Annotated in this window: 18 protein-coding genes; 6 read left to right on the forward strand and 12 right to left on the reverse strand. The window is 45.4% G+C overall.

Annotated elements, in window-relative coordinates; translation table 11 throughout:
- Positions 1-43: 43 nt before the first annotated feature.
- Genes AC6EJC_RS02970 through AC6EJC_RS02980 form a run of 3 tightly spaced genes read right to left on the reverse strand, consistent with a single transcriptional unit; the run spans position 44 to position 3,011 of the window.
- Positions 44-1,126, reverse strand: coding sequence for a Gfo/Idh/MocA family protein (locus tag AC6EJC_RS02970; protein ID WP_444952668.1), 1,083 nt, complete (start codon positions 1,124-1,126; stop codon positions 44-46).
- Positions 1,119-1,886 (reverse strand): sugar phosphate isomerase/epimerase family protein, encoded by a 768-nt coding sequence (locus tag AC6EJC_RS02975; RefSeq protein WP_444952669.1) that lies wholly within the window; start codon positions 1,884-1,886, stop codon positions 1,119-1,121. The genes AC6EJC_RS02970 and AC6EJC_RS02975 overlap by 8 nt, the downstream gene beginning before the upstream one ends.
- A gap of 18 nt (positions 1,887-1,904) precedes the next feature.
- Positions 1,905-3,011 carry a Gfo/Idh/MocA family protein gene (locus AC6EJC_RS02980; protein ID WP_444952670.1) on the reverse strand — a complete coding sequence of 369 codons (1,107 nt, stop codon included), beginning with the start codon at positions 3,009-3,011 and terminating at the stop codon, positions 1,905-1,907.
- A gap of 166 nt (positions 3,012-3,177) precedes the next feature.
- Here AC6EJC_RS02980 and AC6EJC_RS02985 point away from each other — a divergent pair, with 166 nt between their 5' ends.
- On the forward strand, positions 3,178-3,996 hold the full coding sequence (locus tag AC6EJC_RS02985) for an AraC family transcriptional regulator (protein ID WP_444952671.1): 819 nt from the start codon (positions 3,178-3,180) through the stop codon (positions 3,994-3,996).
- 85 nt (positions 3,997-4,081) lie between these two features.
- Here AC6EJC_RS02985 and AC6EJC_RS02990 read toward each other — a convergent pair whose 3' ends face one another.
- The 5 genes from AC6EJC_RS02990 to AC6EJC_RS03010 all read right to left on the reverse strand — a co-directional run bounded on the left by AC6EJC_RS02990 (position 4,082) and on the right by AC6EJC_RS03010 (position 8,462).
- Complete coding sequence (locus AC6EJC_RS02990) at positions 4,082-5,566, reverse strand: alpha-N-arabinofuranosidase (RefSeq protein WP_444952672.1); 1,485 nt, start codon at positions 5,564-5,566, stop codon at positions 4,082-4,084.
- A gap of 325 nt (positions 5,567-5,891) precedes the next feature.
- Positions 5,892-6,170, reverse strand: coding sequence for a DUF6171 family protein (locus AC6EJC_RS02995; protein ID WP_444952872.1), 279 nt, complete (start codon positions 6,168-6,170; stop codon positions 5,892-5,894).
- A gap of 97 nt (positions 6,171-6,267) precedes the next feature.
- Positions 6,268-6,588: a protein YxiS gene (gene yxiS / locus AC6EJC_RS03000; protein ID WP_444952673.1), complete on the reverse strand. Its 321-nt coding sequence runs from the start codon at positions 6,586-6,588 to the stop codon at positions 6,268-6,270.
- A 76-nt stretch (positions 6,589-6,664) separates the two neighbouring features.
- Positions 6,665-7,609 carry a Gfo/Idh/MocA family protein gene (locus AC6EJC_RS03005; RefSeq protein WP_444952674.1) on the reverse strand — a complete coding sequence of 315 codons (945 nt, stop codon included), beginning with the start codon at positions 7,607-7,609 and terminating at the stop codon, positions 6,665-6,667.
- A 163-nt stretch (positions 7,610-7,772) separates the two neighbouring features.
- Complete coding sequence (locus AC6EJC_RS03010) at positions 7,773-8,462, reverse strand: TerC family protein (protein ID WP_444952675.1); 690 nt, start codon at positions 8,460-8,462, stop codon at positions 7,773-7,775.
- 351 nt (positions 8,463-8,813) lie between these two features.
- Between AC6EJC_RS03010 and AC6EJC_RS03015 the strand changes: the two genes are divergently transcribed.
- Together AC6EJC_RS03015 and msrA are read left to right on the forward strand one after the other, a co-directional pair.
- Positions 8,814-9,431: a TVP38/TMEM64 family protein gene (locus AC6EJC_RS03015; RefSeq protein WP_444952676.1), complete on the forward strand. Its 618-nt coding sequence runs from the start codon at positions 8,814-8,816 to the stop codon at positions 9,429-9,431.
- 179 nt (positions 9,432-9,610) lie between these two features.
- Positions 9,611-10,582 (forward strand): peptide-methionine (S)-S-oxide reductase MsrA, encoded by a 972-nt coding sequence (gene msrA / locus AC6EJC_RS03020; protein WP_444952677.1) that lies wholly within the window; start codon positions 9,611-9,613, stop codon positions 10,580-10,582.
- Between the two features lie 105 nt (positions 10,583-10,687).
- Here the strand turns inward: msrA and AC6EJC_RS03025 are convergent, their stop codons facing one another.
- Positions 10,688-11,491 carry a lipid II flippase Amj family protein gene (locus tag AC6EJC_RS03025; RefSeq protein ID WP_444952678.1) on the reverse strand — a complete coding sequence of 268 codons (804 nt, stop codon included), beginning with the start codon at positions 11,489-11,491 and terminating at the stop codon, positions 10,688-10,690.
- A gap of 151 nt (positions 11,492-11,642) precedes the next feature.
- On the opposite strand from AC6EJC_RS03025, the gene AC6EJC_RS03030 reads away from it, so the two are divergent.
- The gene (locus AC6EJC_RS03030; RefSeq protein ID WP_444952679.1) at positions 11,643-11,834 is read left to right on the forward strand and encodes a DUF2188 domain-containing protein; all 192 of its coding nucleotides are present in this window, start codon (positions 11,643-11,645) and stop codon (positions 11,832-11,834) included.
- Between the two features lie 190 nt (positions 11,835-12,024).
- Here the strand turns inward: AC6EJC_RS03030 and AC6EJC_RS03035 are convergent, their stop codons facing one another.
- Both AC6EJC_RS03035 and AC6EJC_RS03040 read right to left on the reverse strand, forming a co-directional pair.
- Positions 12,025-12,729, reverse strand: a complete 705-nt coding sequence (locus AC6EJC_RS03035; RefSeq protein ID WP_444952680.1) for a YitT family protein — start codon at positions 12,727-12,729, stop codon at positions 12,025-12,027.
- 462 nt (positions 12,730-13,191) lie between these two features.
- Positions 13,192-14,082 (reverse strand): DMT family transporter, encoded by an 891-nt coding sequence (locus tag AC6EJC_RS03040; protein ID WP_444952681.1) that lies wholly within the window; start codon positions 14,080-14,082, stop codon positions 13,192-13,194.
- A 304-nt stretch (positions 14,083-14,386) separates the two neighbouring features.
- Between AC6EJC_RS03040 and AC6EJC_RS03045 the strand changes: the two genes are divergently transcribed.
- Together AC6EJC_RS03045 and AC6EJC_RS03050 are read left to right on the forward strand one after the other, a co-directional pair.
- Positions 14,387-14,800: a YhjD family protein gene (locus AC6EJC_RS03045; protein ID WP_444952682.1), complete on the forward strand. Its 414-nt coding sequence runs from the start codon at positions 14,387-14,389 to the stop codon at positions 14,798-14,800.
- A 124-nt stretch (positions 14,801-14,924) separates the two neighbouring features.
- Complete coding sequence (locus AC6EJC_RS03050) at positions 14,925-15,152, forward strand: hypothetical protein (protein ID WP_444952683.1); 228 nt, start codon at positions 14,925-14,927, stop codon at positions 15,150-15,152.
- A gap of 80 nt (positions 15,153-15,232) precedes the next feature.
- Here AC6EJC_RS03050 and AC6EJC_RS03055 read toward each other — a convergent pair whose 3' ends face one another.
- A complete protein-coding gene (locus tag AC6EJC_RS03055) occupies positions 15,233-17,764 on the reverse strand; it encodes a transglycosylase domain-containing protein (protein WP_444952684.1) in 2,532 nt (843 codons plus the stop codon).

The raw sequence follows: 17,764 nt of genomic DNA on the forward strand, positions 1-17,764 counted from the left end.
CTGCTTTCATTATAATGATGGTCTATTCGGGATAATTACGGGCTTAGTCAAAATAAACAGCTTTCCCCGTACGCGCCGATTCATAGATGGCTTCCAAAATTTCAGTAACAACCAGTGCCTGTTCGGGCTTCACAAGGGGTTCTTTGTCGTCCAGAATAGATTCGATCCACAGACGGGCTTCCCGGTCTGCTTCATTTTCCGTTTCTCCAGAGTAAAAGGCCACACCGCCTGCATCCAGATCTATTTTCGTATCAAACAAACGGCTGTTCTTTTCCCCGTTAATGCGCAATCCATCCTGCATATCGGCTCCGCCTTCGGTACCGCATAACAGCGTCTTGGCTTCGCCAAACTCTACAACGTTCAATGCCCAGCTGGATTCCAATACAATCGTAGCTCCATTTTGCATGGTAATAAAACCAAAAGCAGAGTCCTCTACCTTAAATTCCTCAGGATTCCACGGTCCAAAGGCATTTGCCGCATTTTTACGATCTCCCAGCTTATGGAAGGTTGAACCTAGTACGCTTTTAGGCTTGTAATTATCCATTAACCAGAGTGTCAGGTCGAGTGCATGCGTGCCAATATCAATAAGCGGGCCACCGCCCTGCTTCTCCTCATCCAAGAATACTCCCCAAGTCGGAACCGCGCGGCGGCGTAAAGCAATGGCTTTGCCCAGATAAATCTCACCAAGCTCTCCTTGCTCGACCAGTTGCTTCAGATACAGACTGTCATCACGATAACGGTTTTGATACGCAATGGACAGCTTTTTACCTGTACGGTTGGCCGCATCGAGCATTTCCCGTGCCTGCTCGGCAGTTTTGGCCATCGGCTTTTCACACAGCACATGCTTACCTGCCTCAAGCGCGGCTACCGTAATTTCCGAGTGCGAGTCGTTAGGTGTACATACATGTATGACTTCAATGTCTTTATTTTCCAGAAACTTACGGTAATCGCTATAAACTTGCGAGCCTTCAACGCCAAACTTTTCTGCTGCCTCCTCAGCGCGCTCCTGAATGATGTCACAGAAAGCAACGATTTCTGCACGCTTTTGTTTGGCAAGACTCGGCAAGTGCTTACCGTTGGCAATTCCGCCACAACCAATAATCCCGACCTTGAGTGTTTTAGACATGAATATTTCCTCCTTGAGCTGCGTATTGTTGGAGCCACTTAAAGCTGGTTTCAATGCTTTCGATTGGAGGATTTGAGCTGAAATCCTGTTCCACGACGACCCAATCCACACCTGCCTGAATAGCGGCGTCTGTAATGGCCTGAAGCTGCACTTCTCCTTTGCCAAGCTCTACAGTAACTGCTTTTTGCTGCTCGTCACGTGCCATATCCTTTAAGTGAATGATAGGCAGGCGTCCACGATAACGTCCGATGTATTCCACTGGATTATAGCCCCCATAGTATACCCAACAAGTATCCATTTCGACCTGTAACAATTCATCGGGAACCGCGTCATATAGAGCATCGAATACCGGACGATCATTGATTTTTTCCGTCAATTCAAAATCATGATTATGATAAGCCAGTATCAAGCCCTGTTCCTTCACTTTTTCACCAATACGATTCAGATTAGCAAAAAGTTCATCCCACTGGCGCTGTTCCTCGGTTAAATAAGGAACGATCAGGTACTTATTGCCCAATTCTTTGTGGTATGCAATCTCCTCATCCAAATGATCCAGCAAGCGAGTATATTGTACATGAGTTCCGACAACTTCCAGATTCAGTTCATCCAAAAGCGCTCTGACATCCTTGGCACTGCGTCCGAAAAAGGTATGAAATTCTACCCCTTTATAGCCAAGCTCAGCTACCTTACGCAATGTACCTTCAAAATCCTGTTCAAGATCTTCCCTAACTGTGTACAATTGCAATCCGACTTTAGCCATTACCCTTCACCTCTTCAATTAGGATGGATTTACCATTATATCTGTTCCATAATACAAATCCTCGTCTGGCTCGAACGTGCTTTCCAACGTAATGTGCTTGCCTTCCAATGATGAGCGCTGAAAAGCATGCATGGCTTCTAACACATGGTAGGCCAGCTCAGCATTGGCACGATGGTTCTTTTCACTGCGAATGGCTCTCACCATCTCGCCCGCGCCTATTCCGCGCTCGTTTTTCCCGCATTCAAAAAGAGGCTTTAATAGCTCTGCGTTTTCCTCGCCAGGTCGGCGAAGTTTGACATCCCCGTCAAAGAAGTTCGGGTCCGGTAAGTTCAAAGTCCCTTTCGTTCCATAAATTTCAATACGCGGCAGGTCTGATGCTCCCTGGATATCAAAGCTGGTGATCAAGGTTACGATGGCTCCGTTATGAAAATCCATGGTCCCAGCCAAGTGCGTTGGTGTTTGCACCCGTAGTGGCGTGCCGCTTTTGGGACCGAAATGTATATGACGTTCCGGAATCTGAATCCCTACAGAGCCGCTGATTCGCCGAATCGGCCCCAGCACTTGGATCAGCGAGGCCAAATAGTAAGGCCCCATGTCAAACATCGGTCCTCCTCCAGCGGCATAGAAAAATTCCGGATTCTCATGCCACCACTCAGGGCCTCTACCCATTAAAAAGGCAGTAGCGGCTACTGGCTGACCCATCATTCCAGTCTGTATGGCATGGCGTGCAGTCTGAATCCCCGCGCCGAGAAATGTATCGGGGGCGCAGCCGACACGCAGATTTTTTGCTTTGGCTAAATCCAGAACGCGTTTACCGTCCTCCAAAGAAACCGCCAAAGGTTTTTCACTGTACACATGCTTGCCTGCCTCTAGTATCGCCACATCTGTCAGTGCATGGCTGCCAGGCACGGTCAGATTAAAAACAAGCTCAATCTCAGGCTGACGTAGCAACTCATCCACTTTGTATACGTTTTCAATGTTGAATTCATCGGCCCTCTCCTTGGCCCTCTCTTCCAGTAAATCAGCGACGGCCACCACTTCAATAAGCGGGCTGTTTTGGAGATTTTCAAGATATACCGAGCTAATGTTACCGCAGCCGATAATCCCGGCCTTCATTCGTTCCACGTCGTCACACTCCTTGGCCTCCAACATGAACTTTCTCATGTAACATGTAAGCTTTACAGTTCACATAGTATTCTATTTCTGTTTCGTTTAAAATGAATAATATGATTAAAACATGAACAATCTGGTCAATATTTGAAACAGCCATATGCCCAAAGGAGTCATCATCATGTCTATCGTCGAGCCTTGTCAGGTTCTTACCGCAGGCTATTCCTTCCATCGTAAGCCATTTTATTCGAACCAGCCTGATGGGATCAAAAATTATTTATTCCGTCTGCAAACAGATGGACGCTGCCAGGCCCGCATTAACGGGGAAATGACACGGATTGAGGCGGGTGACCTGCTGCTATTCAACCCTACCGAGCCTTATGAACTAGATATTCACAGTGAGTTGAACCCCATGGGGGAGCAGGTCGTGGAAAGCGGAGATTATCACATTTTTTTCGGTGGCCCCTGGGTAGATGAGTGGTGGAATCATCATAAAAGACCCAACCGAATTAAGGTTCAGCTCACAGAAGCCCTGCTTGGCCTATTTCGTCAGCTTGTGATGGAGCAGCGGCGTATTTCTAATCCTTACCCGGAAATATCAAGCTATTACATTCGTATTTTATGTTTGGAGTTTGACCGTATGCTATCCGAGCATCCTATCGCTACCCATCATAACTATCTTGCTTATCAGATTAAAAATTATATTGAAGAAAATGCATCATCTAACTTCAAGCTGGATGACGTGTCTTCACACGTCGGTATCAGCGTATCCCGAGCGGTACATCTGTTTAAGGAAACATTCGATACGAGCATTATGCAGTACACGCTAGACATCAGGCTCAACATGGCGAGAGAGCGAATCATTTTCAGTCCTATGTCACTGGAACAAGCTGCCGAATCTTCAGGATTTGCAAACTACACGTATTTTCACCGTGTATTTCGTTCTCGCTTCGGTATGTCGCCCAAGGAATTCAGGGTGATTCACCGCGAGCAATTGTAGGTAAAAGAGAGCGTTCGCCTGAACGCTCTCTTTGTCATAACCAATGATATAGAGGGTACTGCTTACATACTACAACCTAGCTTTTTTACGGAGCAATCGTCAGCATCACTACCGACATTGGTGGCAGTATAACATCCAAATGCTGACCTTGCAGCTGATAGGATGTGAAAGCTTCCTTTTTCACACGTTCTGGCTGATCAAACGTATTATGTGCCTGCATATCGTCGCTGGCAAGGACAACACCGCTGATCTTCTTAACCTCTTCCAGCCCTCTTAGCTTCAGGCTCAAATTTGCCAACTCGCCCGGATGGACGTTGCATAAGCTTATATGAATATAGCCGTCCTGCGCCTTGGAGGCAGACACGCTTACTTGTGGGATGGAATCCCCGTCATATTCATAATCGCCTATCTTTACATGAGTAGCCAGTGCTTGTGCATCCTGATGCACCTTGAACATTTCAAATACATGGTATGTCGGCGTCAACAACATAGCAGGGCCTTCGGTCAGAATCATCGCTTGCAAAACATTGACCATTTGAGCAATATTCGTCATCTGCACACGATCATGGTGATCATGGAAAATATGCAGGTGTAGCCCGGCTACCAGCGCATCGCGCATCGTATTTTGTTGATACAGGAAGCCCGGATTGGTACCCGGCTCGCTCAGGAACCAGGTTCCCCATTCATCGACGATCAGTCCGACCCGTTTGTCAGGATCATATTGGTCCATAATGGCAGAATGGCGAGTAATCAATTCATCCATACGCAATGATTTTTTCATCGTCTCAAACCATTCCGCCTCATCAAAACCGATTGCTTGCCGTTTCCCTTCCCAGCTACCTGGGATCGTGTAGTTATGCAGGCTCAAACCGTCCATAAGGTGCCCGGCTTCGCGCATCAGCACTTCGGTCCAACGATAATCATCCACATTTGCTCCACCTGCAATCCGATAAATGCGATTATCGCCATAGTTACGGACATATGTCTGATAGCGGCGATACAGGTCGGCATAATATTCTGGGCGCATGTTACCGCCACAACCCCAGTTTTCGTTACCCACTCCAAAATATTTGAGCTTCCATGGCTTCTCACGACCGTTTTCCTGACGCCATGCAGCCATAGGGGACTCCCCATCAAAGGTCATGTACTCTACCCACTCCGACATTTCCTGAACTGTACCACTGCCTACATTTCCACAAATATAAGGCTCTGCATCTAACAGCTCACACAATTGAAAAAACTCATGTGTGCCAAAATGATTATTTTCAACCACACCACCCCAGTGTGTATTTACCATTCTCTTGCGGTTTTCTTTCGGTCCGATACCGTCTTTCCAATGATATTCATCGGCAAAACAGCCCCCCGGCCAGCGCAGCACAGGAATGTTCAGCTTTTTCAGCGCTTCCACCACATCATTACGAATTCCGTTTGTGTTCGGAATCGGAGAGTCCTGCCCAACCCATAAGCCTTCATAAATACATCGGCCAAGATGCTCGGCAAATTGCCCATAAATATTCTTATTAATAACGCCTTGTTCCCAATCGGTATTTACAATAATAGAACCCTTCACAACAAACCCTCCCCAAAAATATTAAGATTGTTGGAGCATTCACGCGAATGATCACGCTTTCATAATGATGTAAATTTCCTCATACCACCGATCTCTTTTCGATCTCAACTTTTACGCATCATCACATCTAGCAAGCATTTGATTAATATACATATTAATAATTAAATGAAAATATTTCACGTGTTTAATATATTTTATTGTCTACTTTTTGTCAATCGTTAAGAAAAGGTCCAATCAAACCAAAAAGCCTGCCATTAAGGCAGACTAAGGTATGACTGCTTTAACCCGTAATCCAGGTTCAGCCGAGCTTGAGCATTGTATCTTTTCAAGTCGTTCCTTGCCAGCGTGAACCACGGTAACTGGGACAGTTTTGAGTTGCCGCCAAGGCACGTACACGAACAATACTTCCGCTGATGCCACATGTATGCCCGGACATTAACTCTTCGCATTGTGAGCAGGCCAACAGTCTGGCTTCGTACACTTCATCGTTTACACATTCCATTTTGGGTCTCATGTTGTTTAGAATTCTGGCAATTTGCTCTTCCGATATAGTGATATCTCTTTCGCAGCCCTTACAGGTACTTGGCACAGGTATATCTTCCATCATCAGCTTACCCTCCCTATCAACAATGTCCTAAGTAAATGCAGTGGATTCCATGATGCCATGAATGATTACAGCATATCTTTTATTATGGCTGGCTTTATTTCCGTTCCGACGGAAGCTGGGCAGCCGCCTCGGATACGACCATCGCCAAGTCCTCATTTCCGAACATGGACAGTACCCCTAATACCGTATCCAGCGGAATATCACCCGCTTCTTCACGCGATACGGTCAGCTTGCGTACTCGTAGCAGACGCTCGTTGCTATCCTGCTGCGGATACGCTACACGATATAAATCCTCTGGTTCCAATCCGTGGTTGATGCACCATTGCGCAAACACAAGGATCATCATATCTTCTTCTTGCTTATAATTTTCGATGATGGCTTCTTCTAGCTGTTTACCACGATTGTCTTCTTCCATTCATTCATTTCTCCTTCAACCTATTTCTTGATGTCTGAACTGTTATGATCACTATCGTCCGTTCGGACGTTCCATCTTAATCACTCAAACGGCTAATCAGTTCGTCCGCCAGCATATGGCTTTCCAATACTTTTCCAGCTCGTACAGCACATTCCTCCGGACGATGAATATGCTCCAGAAAATGATTTACGACCCCGGTGAATCCCCGTCTTTCCAAAATCGTATCCCAACTTCCAAAAGCTTGCGTTAGTGGTAAATTATCTTTTTGCATAAAAACAGCCTGTTCCATATTAGTTACTTCAACAGACCGTCCTCCCCCGTGAAGCTCCAGCTTCTCTATGTCAGCCCCTGCCTGTCTGCTCATACTGTAGCTACCGGTAGCATTACCCAAACGTACGGACCCGAACGCAGCGTCCATATATCCTTCACTCGTCGTATCCAGACTACTATGCAGCAGCTCATAATCATCGCCACCCAGCCACAATAGCAAATCAAGCATGTGAATTAAATCATCATAAACCGTCTGTGCCGCTGGTCTTCGATCATATCCAGTTCGGTGTTTAATCGCCGCACATTGACTGAAACCGCCCGCTTCCTCTAACCATGCTTTAGCAGCTACATAATGCGGGGCAAAACGTCGATTAAAGCCTACCGCCAGCAGTACGGCCTGCGCTTCTGCAAAAGCGGTCATTTCCAGATTCTGACGAACGTCATAGGACAACGGTTTATCCACATATACCGCAATTCCCTTTTCAATACACGCCATGACCAGATCAAAATGGGCTTCGGTCGCGGCATGTATAAATACAGCTTCCGGTTCCCATGCCAGCATCTCCTTTACATCCGTCGTTCCTCTTGGCAACCTATATTGCTCCATAATAGAACTAACCGGCTCCTGTGAACGGTTCATGACACCTACGATGTCTACACCTTCGTGTGCAGCCAGTAACGGCAAATACACTTTACGAGCAATACCACCCAGTCCTATAATGGCTACTCTTGTCTTCGTTTGCTTGTCCATGTCGTTCCCACCTTAATTACTCAGTTCATCTGTTGTCTAGTTTACATGGAAGTCCGCTGACAAGTAAAGAAAAGAGACTGCTCCCGGTCCAATTGGACCTGCGGAACAGCCTCTATGACATGAGCGTCCAGCTTCAGCCAAGATTACTTCAATGTAAGTTAGCTTAGGCGTGCAGCGCTTGCTTTTTTGTTTTTTCACTTTTTATTTTCTTAACACGCATCCCAATAGCTACAACCAGAACCACAACCAGAACTTCAAAGCCGTATTTAACGACTGCATTCGTGAACCAGTGTGCAATTAACGGCTCGGCCACCACCATTTTAGCAGCGGTATAAGCTAATACAGCGGCTCCAATCGTAATCACTATCGGGTAACGTTCAGTCAGCTTCAAGATAATCGTACTTCCCCACACCATGATCGGAACGGAGATTGCCAGACCGAGAATAACGAGTAGCATATTCCCATGAGCTGCTCCCGCAACAGCAAGTACATTGTCGAGGCCCATCATCGTATCCGCAATTATAATGGTGCGAATCGCTGCCCACATTTGATTCGTGGCTGAAATTTCATGTTTTTTCTCTTCGACCAGCAGCTTATAGGCGATATAGATAAGCGCGAGTCCCCCAATCAAACGTAATCCATAAATTTGCAGTAAATACGTGACCAGCACTGTAGCAATCACACGAATGACGACCGCTCCGACCGTCCCCCAAATAATGACTTTCTTTTGATTGGCCTTATCGACATTGCGAGCCGCCAAACCGATTACGATCGCATTATCACCAGCTAGCACCAGATCAATGACAATGATGGACAATAATGCGGTTAAAAACTCAATTGACAAAAAATCCATACGTTTCTCCCACCTTTTTTATTTATTTGTTATACTGTACATAGTTCAGCGCTTTATACTAAAAAAGCGCCATTTCCGGAATCCGGAAAACGGCGCTTGACCCAAATTTGGCATCAAAAAAAGACCATTTACCCGGATTCCTAAAATCCTGGCAAAGGTCTCGCTTACAACATTACGTTGCCAATAAAGCCGGGGATTAAAAATCCCGTAATGACGACTTTACTCGTTGAGCTACTCCCCTTTGGGAACTATTCTGTTAGTGGCAGTATAGCACACATTATTGGGAATGTGAACCCTATTTTTTTCTGTATAAGCGATAAGCCGAACAGGGATATTGAAAGAGGTATGTAAATGAAGAAATGGCTACTGGCCGCGGCTTATGTTTCGCTGCTCTGCATCGCGTTTATCTACAGATATGATTGGCTCGCCTGGGCGGACAAGCAAACCTCCTTCCCAGTTCTGCTACTGCTCGCATTTTTATTCGCGTTAATTCCGTTTGTGCCTTACAAGCTGATTATCGCTTCCATTGCTTATGCTGCAGGCGCCTGGCAAGGTGCTCTGATTTGCTGGCTTGGGACTACCTTGGCTGCGTTGGTCGTTTACGGTGCGGTACGTACCCTGTTACGTGACAAAGGACGAGCCTATTTGAAGCGTGTTCCCGCAATGGAGCGCTTCAATCGGATCATGGAGCAGGAGCCTTTTGCTGCTGTGCTGCTGGCTCGCCTGATTCCGGTCATCCCCCAGGCAGCTGTAAATGTATATGCTGGAGTAGCGGGGTTTCCGTTCTGGAGCTTTATGCTAGCTACAGCTATTGGCAAGCTTCCCGCAATTGCAGTGTATGCGTATGCAGGCGGCACCTTTGCAGAACATCCAATCACTGGCTTGCTCATTTTGCTGCTATATACTGCGCTGGTGACTGGCGGCTTTGTGCTCTACCGAAAAAGGCTTCAACGCGCCAACAGAACATAACGCGATGAGTTTGCCCCCGACTCTATAGGATGTTTCATTGCGGTTTTTGGGACACATGCAATTACGCTACCGATTGCTTTCTGACGTTTCGTTGGATTTTGCAAAAATCTCGTATATAATTTAATTGTAAGCTATTTAAATTACAACTAATTAAACATTCTCAGATTGGAGTGATAAATATGAGCACCAACAATCCGCACACGGTAGAAAAAGCAACTTTTGCAGGTGGCTGCTTCTGGTGCATGGTTTCCCCTTTTGAGGAATTACCCGGTATTTTGAAGGTTAGATCTGGATATACAGGGGGACATACCGAAAATCCTACCTATGAGGAGGTATGCTCTGAAACAACGGGGCATGTGGAAGCCGTACAGATTACATTTGATCCACAAGTTTTCCCGTATGAAAAACTGTTGGAGCTATTCTGGCAACAGATTGATCCGACGGATGAAGGTGGACAGTTCCACGATAGAGGTTCATCCTACCAAACGGCTATTTTCTATCATAATGATGAACAGCGCATCAAGGCAGAAGCTTCCAAAGGAGCTCTGGCTCAAAGTGGCCGCTTCGACAAGCCCATTACTACACCCATCTTGCCTGCGGCAACTTTTTATGAAGCTGAAGAATATCATCAGGACTATCATAAGAAGAACCCCGCTCATTACAAGCGCTACCGCAAAGGCTCGGGACGTGAAGATTTTATCGAGCAAAATTGGTCCGGCAAGATTGATAAATCCGATCTTAAGGATCGGCTGACGCCTATTCAATACGAAGTAACACAAAAAAATGCGACCGAGCGCCCTTTTCAAAATGAGTTTTGGGATCATGAGGGTGAAGGCATTTACGTAGATATCGTATCAGGAGAGCCTTTGTTCAGTTCACTCGACAAATATGATGCGGGTTGCGGTTGGCCCAGCTTTACCCGTCCGTTGCGCAGCTACAATGTTAAAGAAAAAACCGATCTCAGCCATTTTATGATCCGTACCGAGGTGCGAAGTCGTGAAGCAGACTCCCATTTAGGGCATGTATTCGATGACGGTCCAGGTCCAGATGGTCTGCGTTATTGCATCAATTCCGCCGCGCTCCGCTTTGTGCCTCAAGAAGACTTGGAACGTGAAGGATATGGAGCATATAAGTCATTATTTGAAAAATAAGTAGCTACAGTATCATTTGGGGCTGGCCCGGAGTCTATCTTTAATAGATGACCACGGACCAGCCTTTTTTTGATATGGCAGCACATCATTACTGAGGCTTACAATTTAACTCATAACCCATCCAAGCCAAATTGCTAAGGGTACCAGCAATAGCTGAGCTAATAAAGTACCTGCCAAACGCGAGATGATCATCCAGCCGTACATGCTGTTCATCCGGGTTAAGGGTAGCTCCCCTCGTAGCGTTTTTTCCGACAGAACCGCTAATCTTGGATCAATTAACAAGGTCAATAATACCGTTGCGACGCCATTGATTAGACCTGACGACATTGACATTGCCGTACCTTGAGCGGGCCACAGGAATGATGCATATAAGGCAGATACCACTCCTGTTGTATAAATTGCGGTAACAGTTATATTCAGGATAATCAGACGCTTGGGTATCGCCCCGCTAACCAATGAGGTAAGCATGGACCAGGTAGGGCGCTTTATGTAGTAGCCTGCATGCTTCCAGCGATTTCGCATCATTAAATGACGCATCAAAGCCGGAATAGATCCGGTATGCTCCAAATGGACAATCCATCTGGCTGACATGCGTACCACTGTTGGATACAGTAATATAGCAAGCATGGTTCCAACGGTTGCGGCCAGCAGTACCCCATGCATATACAGCTCCAGTCTAATATCCGTTCCGCCCACTTGTACTGCAGCTTTAGCCTGATCGACCATCCCTCCGAGTAAAGGTCCCTGCGCCATGTTGGAGGTGCGTGAAACCAACAGCAGCATTCCCGCAACGGTTAACGCCAATCCAATCCGACGCGCTCGCAAACCACCAAGCCGGAGAGCATAGGACAAGCTATCTGTAGTATGAATGATGATGGTTAGCAAAAAAACGAAACCCCAGGCAAGCAAATGCTTCACTCCTTTTTCTGGTATTCTGCACACCATTATACGCTTTTTCTCAAGATATATTTTACAATATATTCATTTCTTTGATTTCCGTTTGTTTAAGCCGATAACGGGTAATACATAATACATCATTTGCTATAAGGAGTGTGCAACTATGCCTTGGAACAAACATGATTACCCCCCATCCATGAAAAATCTGGAACCTCGTGTGCGAGAAAAAGCCGTTGATATTGCTAACGCTCTACTCCGTGACGGCTATGAAGAAGGACGCTCTATTGCGATTGCCACTTCTCAAGCTGAGGAATGGAACGTTAATCATCCAGCCGAACAAGATGAGAAGCAGTAAGAACATGAAAAGCAGTATTCAAGCAAAAATGGGCACGACCATCATTCCGCATAGAACGCCAACAGATTTCTGCCATTATTCATGACCGGAACGGCGCATTCATTCTACTTTAAAGCCTTCCTGACAGAGCCTCGATACAGCGAAAGGGTGTCACGTAAGAAGATTTCTCTCCTGACGTAACACCCTTTCCTTATTGACGAAGGCTGTGGACGACCGGCACTGTTTTGGCAACTACCTTTTTAGCGGGAATAGCCGTAGGCAGTACCTTTTTCACAGGTCGGTGCAGTTGGAACGTGGTCGTCCATGTAATTATTTTTCCGGCAAGCCACACAGCCAGTATTGTAAACATTGTTTCCTTCACAGGCAGATACAATAGCGATAATCCCAGTACGATGATGTCACTGACGATAAACACGTTGCCGATTTTCCATCCGCGCCACTCACTGATCAGAAGAGACAAAATATCATCGCCCCCGGTTGCTCCACCGAATCGCAGTACGATTCCGGCTCCCAAACCTGTAAGCACCCCACAAAGTAGAGCTGCTATCAGCAGATTTCCATGCAGATCTATAACCAGAGTTGAATACTTCTCAAATCCTGCATAAAACAGTGAAAAGGCGACAGCTCCGATTAACGCAAGCATCATAAATCTTTTGCCCTTCAGTACCCATGCCAGCAATATGACGGGAATATCAAGCAGCAGCATACTCCATGCTGGAGATATGCCAAACGCGTAATGTCCCAGCAGAGCTAAGCCTGCAAATCCGCCTTCTGACAAATGATTTTGAGCATTAATGTGATAGTACGTAAAAGCTAAAATGCATGTTCCGAGCAACATGACAGCAATCTGTCTCAGTGCTCCATTGTTCACGATAGATTCGTAAGTTTTCCTCATACAGGCTCCCTCGGTTTCTCGTAAGTTTGATGTGGATGAACCCACTCTTACGGAAGCTACCGGGTAAGATGTGCCTGGAGGACTTGGTCCTTCGCATGTACAATCCCCTCTTCCGCAGAGTTGGCTTTCGCAACTTGACGTTACTCCGCGGAAAAGCTAAGTATAAGACAGATCAAATCGTTTCCAAATCGTCCTTTGGGGAAGTATCCTTCGGGGACACATGGTATCCTGATCCTTTCTTTTGTGGAATAAAACTCCGACATTTCTGTGGTGCATATAAATCTATAATTTATTATACCACACCTTGCCACTTGCTAAACAGCTTACTTTTTTTGCTGCACCATATTTTATTTTATGTGTGAGCATGCTTTATTGTATGTGCGAATTAACGTATTATACCGAAGGTTTGGCGAATGCACATTTAATATAACCAAAGCGTATTTTATTTCCGTTTAGATCTATTTATCCACTTAATTTGGCGGTTCTACGCTGGTTGGCCATAAACACGCCTCCAAGTATAAGAACAAGCCCGGTCAGAACGTTCCAGCCGATATGCTCATTCAGAAGCAAAAAGCCCCATACGATGGCACTTACCGGTACAAAATACGTCACCGAAGAAGCAAATTCCGCACTTCCCCGCAAAATCATATAGTTGAACAAAATATATGCTACTCCTGATCCCAAAACTCCCAGTCCTATAAGGGAACCCAATACACCTGGAACAGAAACAATCGACAAATCAGGTCTCTCCACAATTGCCATCATAATGCCACCCCCTGTCGCCGCACCAAACAGTGTCGCAAAGGTAGCCTGATACATGGAAAGATTGGAGAGAAAACGTTTGGAAAGCTGCGTTCCAAATCCGTAGCAGAGAGTCGCAAGCAACATGCATCCAAAACCCACAGGATCAACAGAAATTATGGATGCAGGATTAATACCCAATAAAATAATGATCCCTACAAAAGCGAGACCCATTCCTAACCACTGCATTCGATGAAATATAGCCCCGAAAAAGACAAGCCCCACCAACATGGTCCATATTGGTGTGGTGGCATTCAATACAGAAGCCATGCTGCTAGCTATTCTGGTCTCGCTAAAACCGATCAATGTCCATGGTAAAACCATGTTGACCAAAGCTACCAGAATAACCGATTTCCACGGAATACTTTTGATTTTAAACGGTCTGCGCATAAGCAGCATTAATAAGACGATAAAAATAAGTCCAAAGCTGGATCGGAGAAATACAATGGTCCACGGCCCTACTTGATGTAGCAACAACACCTTGATAAACATAAACGAACCGCCCCAAATGAGGCTCAATAATAATAAAGCTGCATATAACGAACGTGACAATATGTATACCTTCTTTCTCCACTTTCTTAAGTTAAATAGTAGAGGCTGACCGCAATCAAAACGATCTCCCCTTTTATGTAAGTTTTTATCCATTAGCTTAACATAAACTCTGTTTGACTGTCATCGGCGATATACGCAAAAATTCTTTACACAATGGTACATCGGGATAGCGCTCCCTACCACTTTTCCAATAATTGATGATTGCTTTGGCAACAGAAAAATCCCTATGATGAGGTATAAATAGAACGTATGTTCTATATACTGATTATATATTGTATTTTTACTCCGAGTAAAGGAGATTTTTATGACAAACAAAAAGATACTGGACCACAAGAATAAAGCTCCTTTGCCTTCTGAAGAAGACGCAGGGCTGATCAAGATTTGTGTACTTCTAACTCTTGTGCTGGATGTGCTGGAACGAGACATTCGTATTTTGAATACTTCTCCTCTAAAAATGCCTGATTTGTATATTCGTAGCCTGACTGGAGTGCAACAGCGCGTAGCTGTTCAATTAGCAGAGACAAAGACGCGAATGAAAAGACAGGGGATTAAAATATACAGCGAAATCCGAAATCATGAAGGCGTAGAGGTTTTGTATGTATGCCGCGGCTATCAAAGGCGATTTTTCATGCTTTCGTCCTTTGCCCGCAGCGAAGTCCGGCGTAAACTGGGACACTATCTGGGAATTGATCTGACGCAAGATTATGCCCCCTTGTAGTATCAAATGTTCACCACCTTGAGCAGTCAAAAGGACACCAACCTTCAAAATGCTGCTGATTCGCTTATTCAGGGATCTGCTGCAGAGCCTATCGTATCTCTTCAAAAAAGGAGGGACCTGAAATATGAAAAAAAAAGAGCAGAGCGCTTGGAATGCTGACTCTACTCATTTTTATAACAGGCTGCTGGGATTAGGAAATTTGAAGGATGCCCGATTCACTCCTAAAGGCGTGTTGTGGCAAACCCTAAAAGTTGTAGACGATTCTCAAAACAATCAAGGGAAAAGTACCAATGAAATTCATTCAGGCACTGGCCATTCCATTCGACAAAGTGTATGGAAAAGTGTGGAATGAAATAAAGAGTACCCCAATGTCCGTTTTCATCCGCAGGTCACTGTAGACATTGTCGGGAACAGCATTTTAAACTAGGCCGTTTAGCTTTTAGGTTGATCAGGTATTGTTTCAGGATGAATAACTTCGTCAGATTTGGTTTTTGGAGTCTCACTCTGGCTTTCTGATTCAGAAGGAGTCTCCTGCTTGTTTTCAACAGAAGGTTGCGAAGTATCTGTTGATGGCAAATCTTTATTCTCATCAGGCATATCTATCTCTGTGTCTGTGTCAGGAACAATAGGAGCCGTTTCCTCTGGTGGAATCTTCTCTTGATCTTTTGCAGGCACTTCATCCTCTGGGATTTCTTTTTCTTTGATATCTGGTTCGGACGGAACCACTGGTCTAGCAGAACGAGAACGCGGAAGCTGTTCTCTCCCAACTTCGGTCGGCACGTATTTTTGATTAAACCAATCGGTCACGAGTTGACCCGATTGGCGGGAATAACGTCCTGGCAGCTTACCTGTAAGGCTAGAAACCGTAACTTTCACAACACCTTCCGGCTGTATAAAATGCTTATTCTTAAAAAGCTCAGGCTGGTCCTTGACCGTCTCATTCATGATCAGTGCCCACACCGACTGTGCTCTGGTATGGCCTTCTTGAGATAATGTATTAACCTGTTGGCGGTAACCAGCCCAGACGCCTAATGTAACGTCAGGGGTGTATCCCATAAACCATACATCACCAAAGTTTTGTGTCGTACCGGTTTTACCAGCGATATCAATGGTACCGTAGCTTTTAAAAGCATTTTTCAGACGTTTTCCAGTTCCTCTCGGATCTGATATAACGGTTTTGAGCATATCCGTCATCAAAAAGGCGGTTTGCTGCGAATATACACGCTTCGTCTGCGGTTTAAATTCATATACGATCTTGCCGTTGGCATCCGTAATTTTGCTGATCAGATGGGGTGTATTATATACACCCATATTAGGAATCGTTCCATATGCTGCGGTCAGTTCCTCGACGGATACCCCTTTGCTAAGTCCACCCAGAACCCCTGTCTGAGCTTGTTCATCCTGCGGCTGAATCGTCGTAATTCCAAGAGAACGCACAAAATTCCAAGCGTTTGGAATTTTAACTTCATATAAAAACAGCCTCAGTGCAGGGATATTGATTGACCGATTGAGTGCTTCACGGGCTGTCATAAGCCCCTCGTACCGTCTGTTATAATTTTTAGGAATATGATAACCTTTACGTCCATCTTTCAATATGATTTGCGAATCATCAATAAGACCGGCGGGCTGAGTGTAGCCCTTTTCCAATGCAGGTAAATAAGCAGCGATAGGCTTCATAGCAGAACCAGGCTGACGTGTCATTTGAGTTGCATAGTTCATTTGCTCGGTATTAAAATCCCTACCCTCGATCATACCGAGTATAGCCCCCGTTTTATGGTCAATCATGATTGCTGCAATCTGCTCTAATCCCTTCTTCTTACTGTATGGAGAAAAGTTTTGTGGATTGGCTGCAATCTGCCGCATATTGTTATAAATTTTCTTATTTATCGTTGTATAAATTCGATAGCCGGACCGTTGCAACTCTTCTCTCGTATTTCGAAGAAGCTCAGCATACTCAGGCTTGGAAATCTCGGCTGCCGTGAGATCCGGATTTTGCTGGAGCGCTAACAACTGGGCGGCCTCCCGCTCTGTCTCCAACATCAAATAAGGGAATGTGTTATAGCTTTTTTCGCGATGTGGCGCAAGAGTGGCTTTCACATCAAATTGAAGCGCCTCGTTATATTCGGATAGCGTGAGTTTACCTGTTGCCAGCATTCTTCCCAACACGAAACGTTGGCGCTCCATCGCTTTGTTGAAGCCTTCTTCATCAAAGTTCCCTTTTCCATCAAAGGCGGAATAAACAGATGGCAGTTGCGGAAGACCTGCCAAATAAGCCGCTTGAGCAATATGAAGCTTATGTAAATCACTTACATTGAAAATCCCTAGCGAAGCAGACTTGATTCCATACAAGTTGTAACCAGCGGAACCATTACCAAAAGGCATTTTGTTTAAGTAAGCCGTTAATATTTTATCCTTGCCCATAAAACGCTCCATACGCAATGCCAGCAGCATTTCCTTCACCTTGCGGCTGTCCGTCTTATCCAGACTGAGAAAAACCCTCCGGGCTACCTGCTGCGTCAGTGTGCTGCCGCCTGTTTGGCGGTTTTCATTCAAAAGCTTCTGTTTGACAGCACGAGCCGTCCCCTTTAGATCCACACCACGATGCTCATAAAATTGGCTGTCTTCCGTTGAAATGAGAGCATCCACAATGGACTGAGGGACATCCTTTAGATCAACGAGCTGTCGGTCCTCTTCCATGCGCATTCTTCCAACCGGAGTTACCTGATCATTAAAAAATACAAAGCTAGTCAGAGCGTTCTCATTTACCTTTTCATATATCAACTGACGTGATCGTACAGGTTCATCATGAACCAGTGCCGCTACATAACCGGATATAAGACCTCCGGCAAACAGCACCCCAAGTACACCCGCAAACGAGAACCACTTGATATTAATCAGCAATACTCTGCCAAAAATACGCCACCTACTGCGTTTTTGAGATGATGGTCGACGTTTTGGGTTCAT

It is taken from the genome of Paenibacillus sp. TY11 (assembly GCF_059772165.1).

Coding starts and splice junctions, on each gene's coding strand:
- AC6EJC_RS02970 (WP_444952668.1), bottom strand. CDS start 1,126: ATGTCTAAAACACTCAAGGTCGGGATTATTGGTTGTGGCGGAATTGCC.
- AC6EJC_RS02975 (WP_444952669.1), bottom strand. CDS start 1,886: ATGGCTAAAGTCGGATTGCAATTGTACACAGTTAGGGAAGATCTTGAA.
- AC6EJC_RS02985 (WP_444952671.1), top strand. CDS start 3,178: ATGTCTATCGTCGAGCCTTGTCAGGTTCTTACCGCAGGCTATTCCTTC.
- AC6EJC_RS02995 (WP_444952872.1), bottom strand. CDS start 6,170: ATGGAAGATATACCTGTGCCAAGTACCTGTAAGGGCTGCGAAAGAGAT.
- yxiS (WP_444952673.1), bottom strand. CDS start 6,588: ATGGAAGAAGACAATCGTGGTAAACAGCTAGAAGAAGCCATCATCGAA.
- AC6EJC_RS03005 (WP_444952674.1), bottom strand. CDS start 7,609: ATGGACAAGCAAACGAAGACAAGAGTAGCCATTATAGGACTGGGTGGT.
- AC6EJC_RS03010 (WP_444952675.1), bottom strand. CDS start 8,462: ATGGATTTTTTGTCAATTGAGTTTTTAACCGCATTATTGTCCATCATT.
- AC6EJC_RS03015 (WP_444952676.1), top strand. CDS start 8,814: ATGAAGAAATGGCTACTGGCCGCGGCTTATGTTTCGCTGCTCTGCATC.
- msrA (WP_444952677.1), top strand. CDS start 9,611: ATGAGCACCAACAATCCGCACACGGTAGAAAAAGCAACTTTTGCAGGT.
- AC6EJC_RS03030 (WP_444952679.1), top strand. CDS start 11,643: ATGCCTTGGAACAAACATGATTACCCCCCATCCATGAAAAATCTGGAA.
- AC6EJC_RS03035 (WP_444952680.1), bottom strand. CDS start 12,729: ATGAGGAAAACTTACGAATCTATCGTGAACAATGGAGCACTGAGACAG.
- AC6EJC_RS03045 (WP_444952682.1), top strand. CDS start 14,387: ATGACAAACAAAAAGATACTGGACCACAAGAATAAAGCTCCTTTGCCT.
- AC6EJC_RS03050 (WP_444952683.1), top strand. CDS start 14,925: ATGAAAAAAAAAGAGCAGAGCGCTTGGAATGCTGACTCTACTCATTTT.
- AC6EJC_RS03055 (WP_444952684.1), bottom strand. CDS start 17,764: ATGAACCCAAAACGTCGACCATCATCTCAAAAACGCAGTAGGTGGCGT.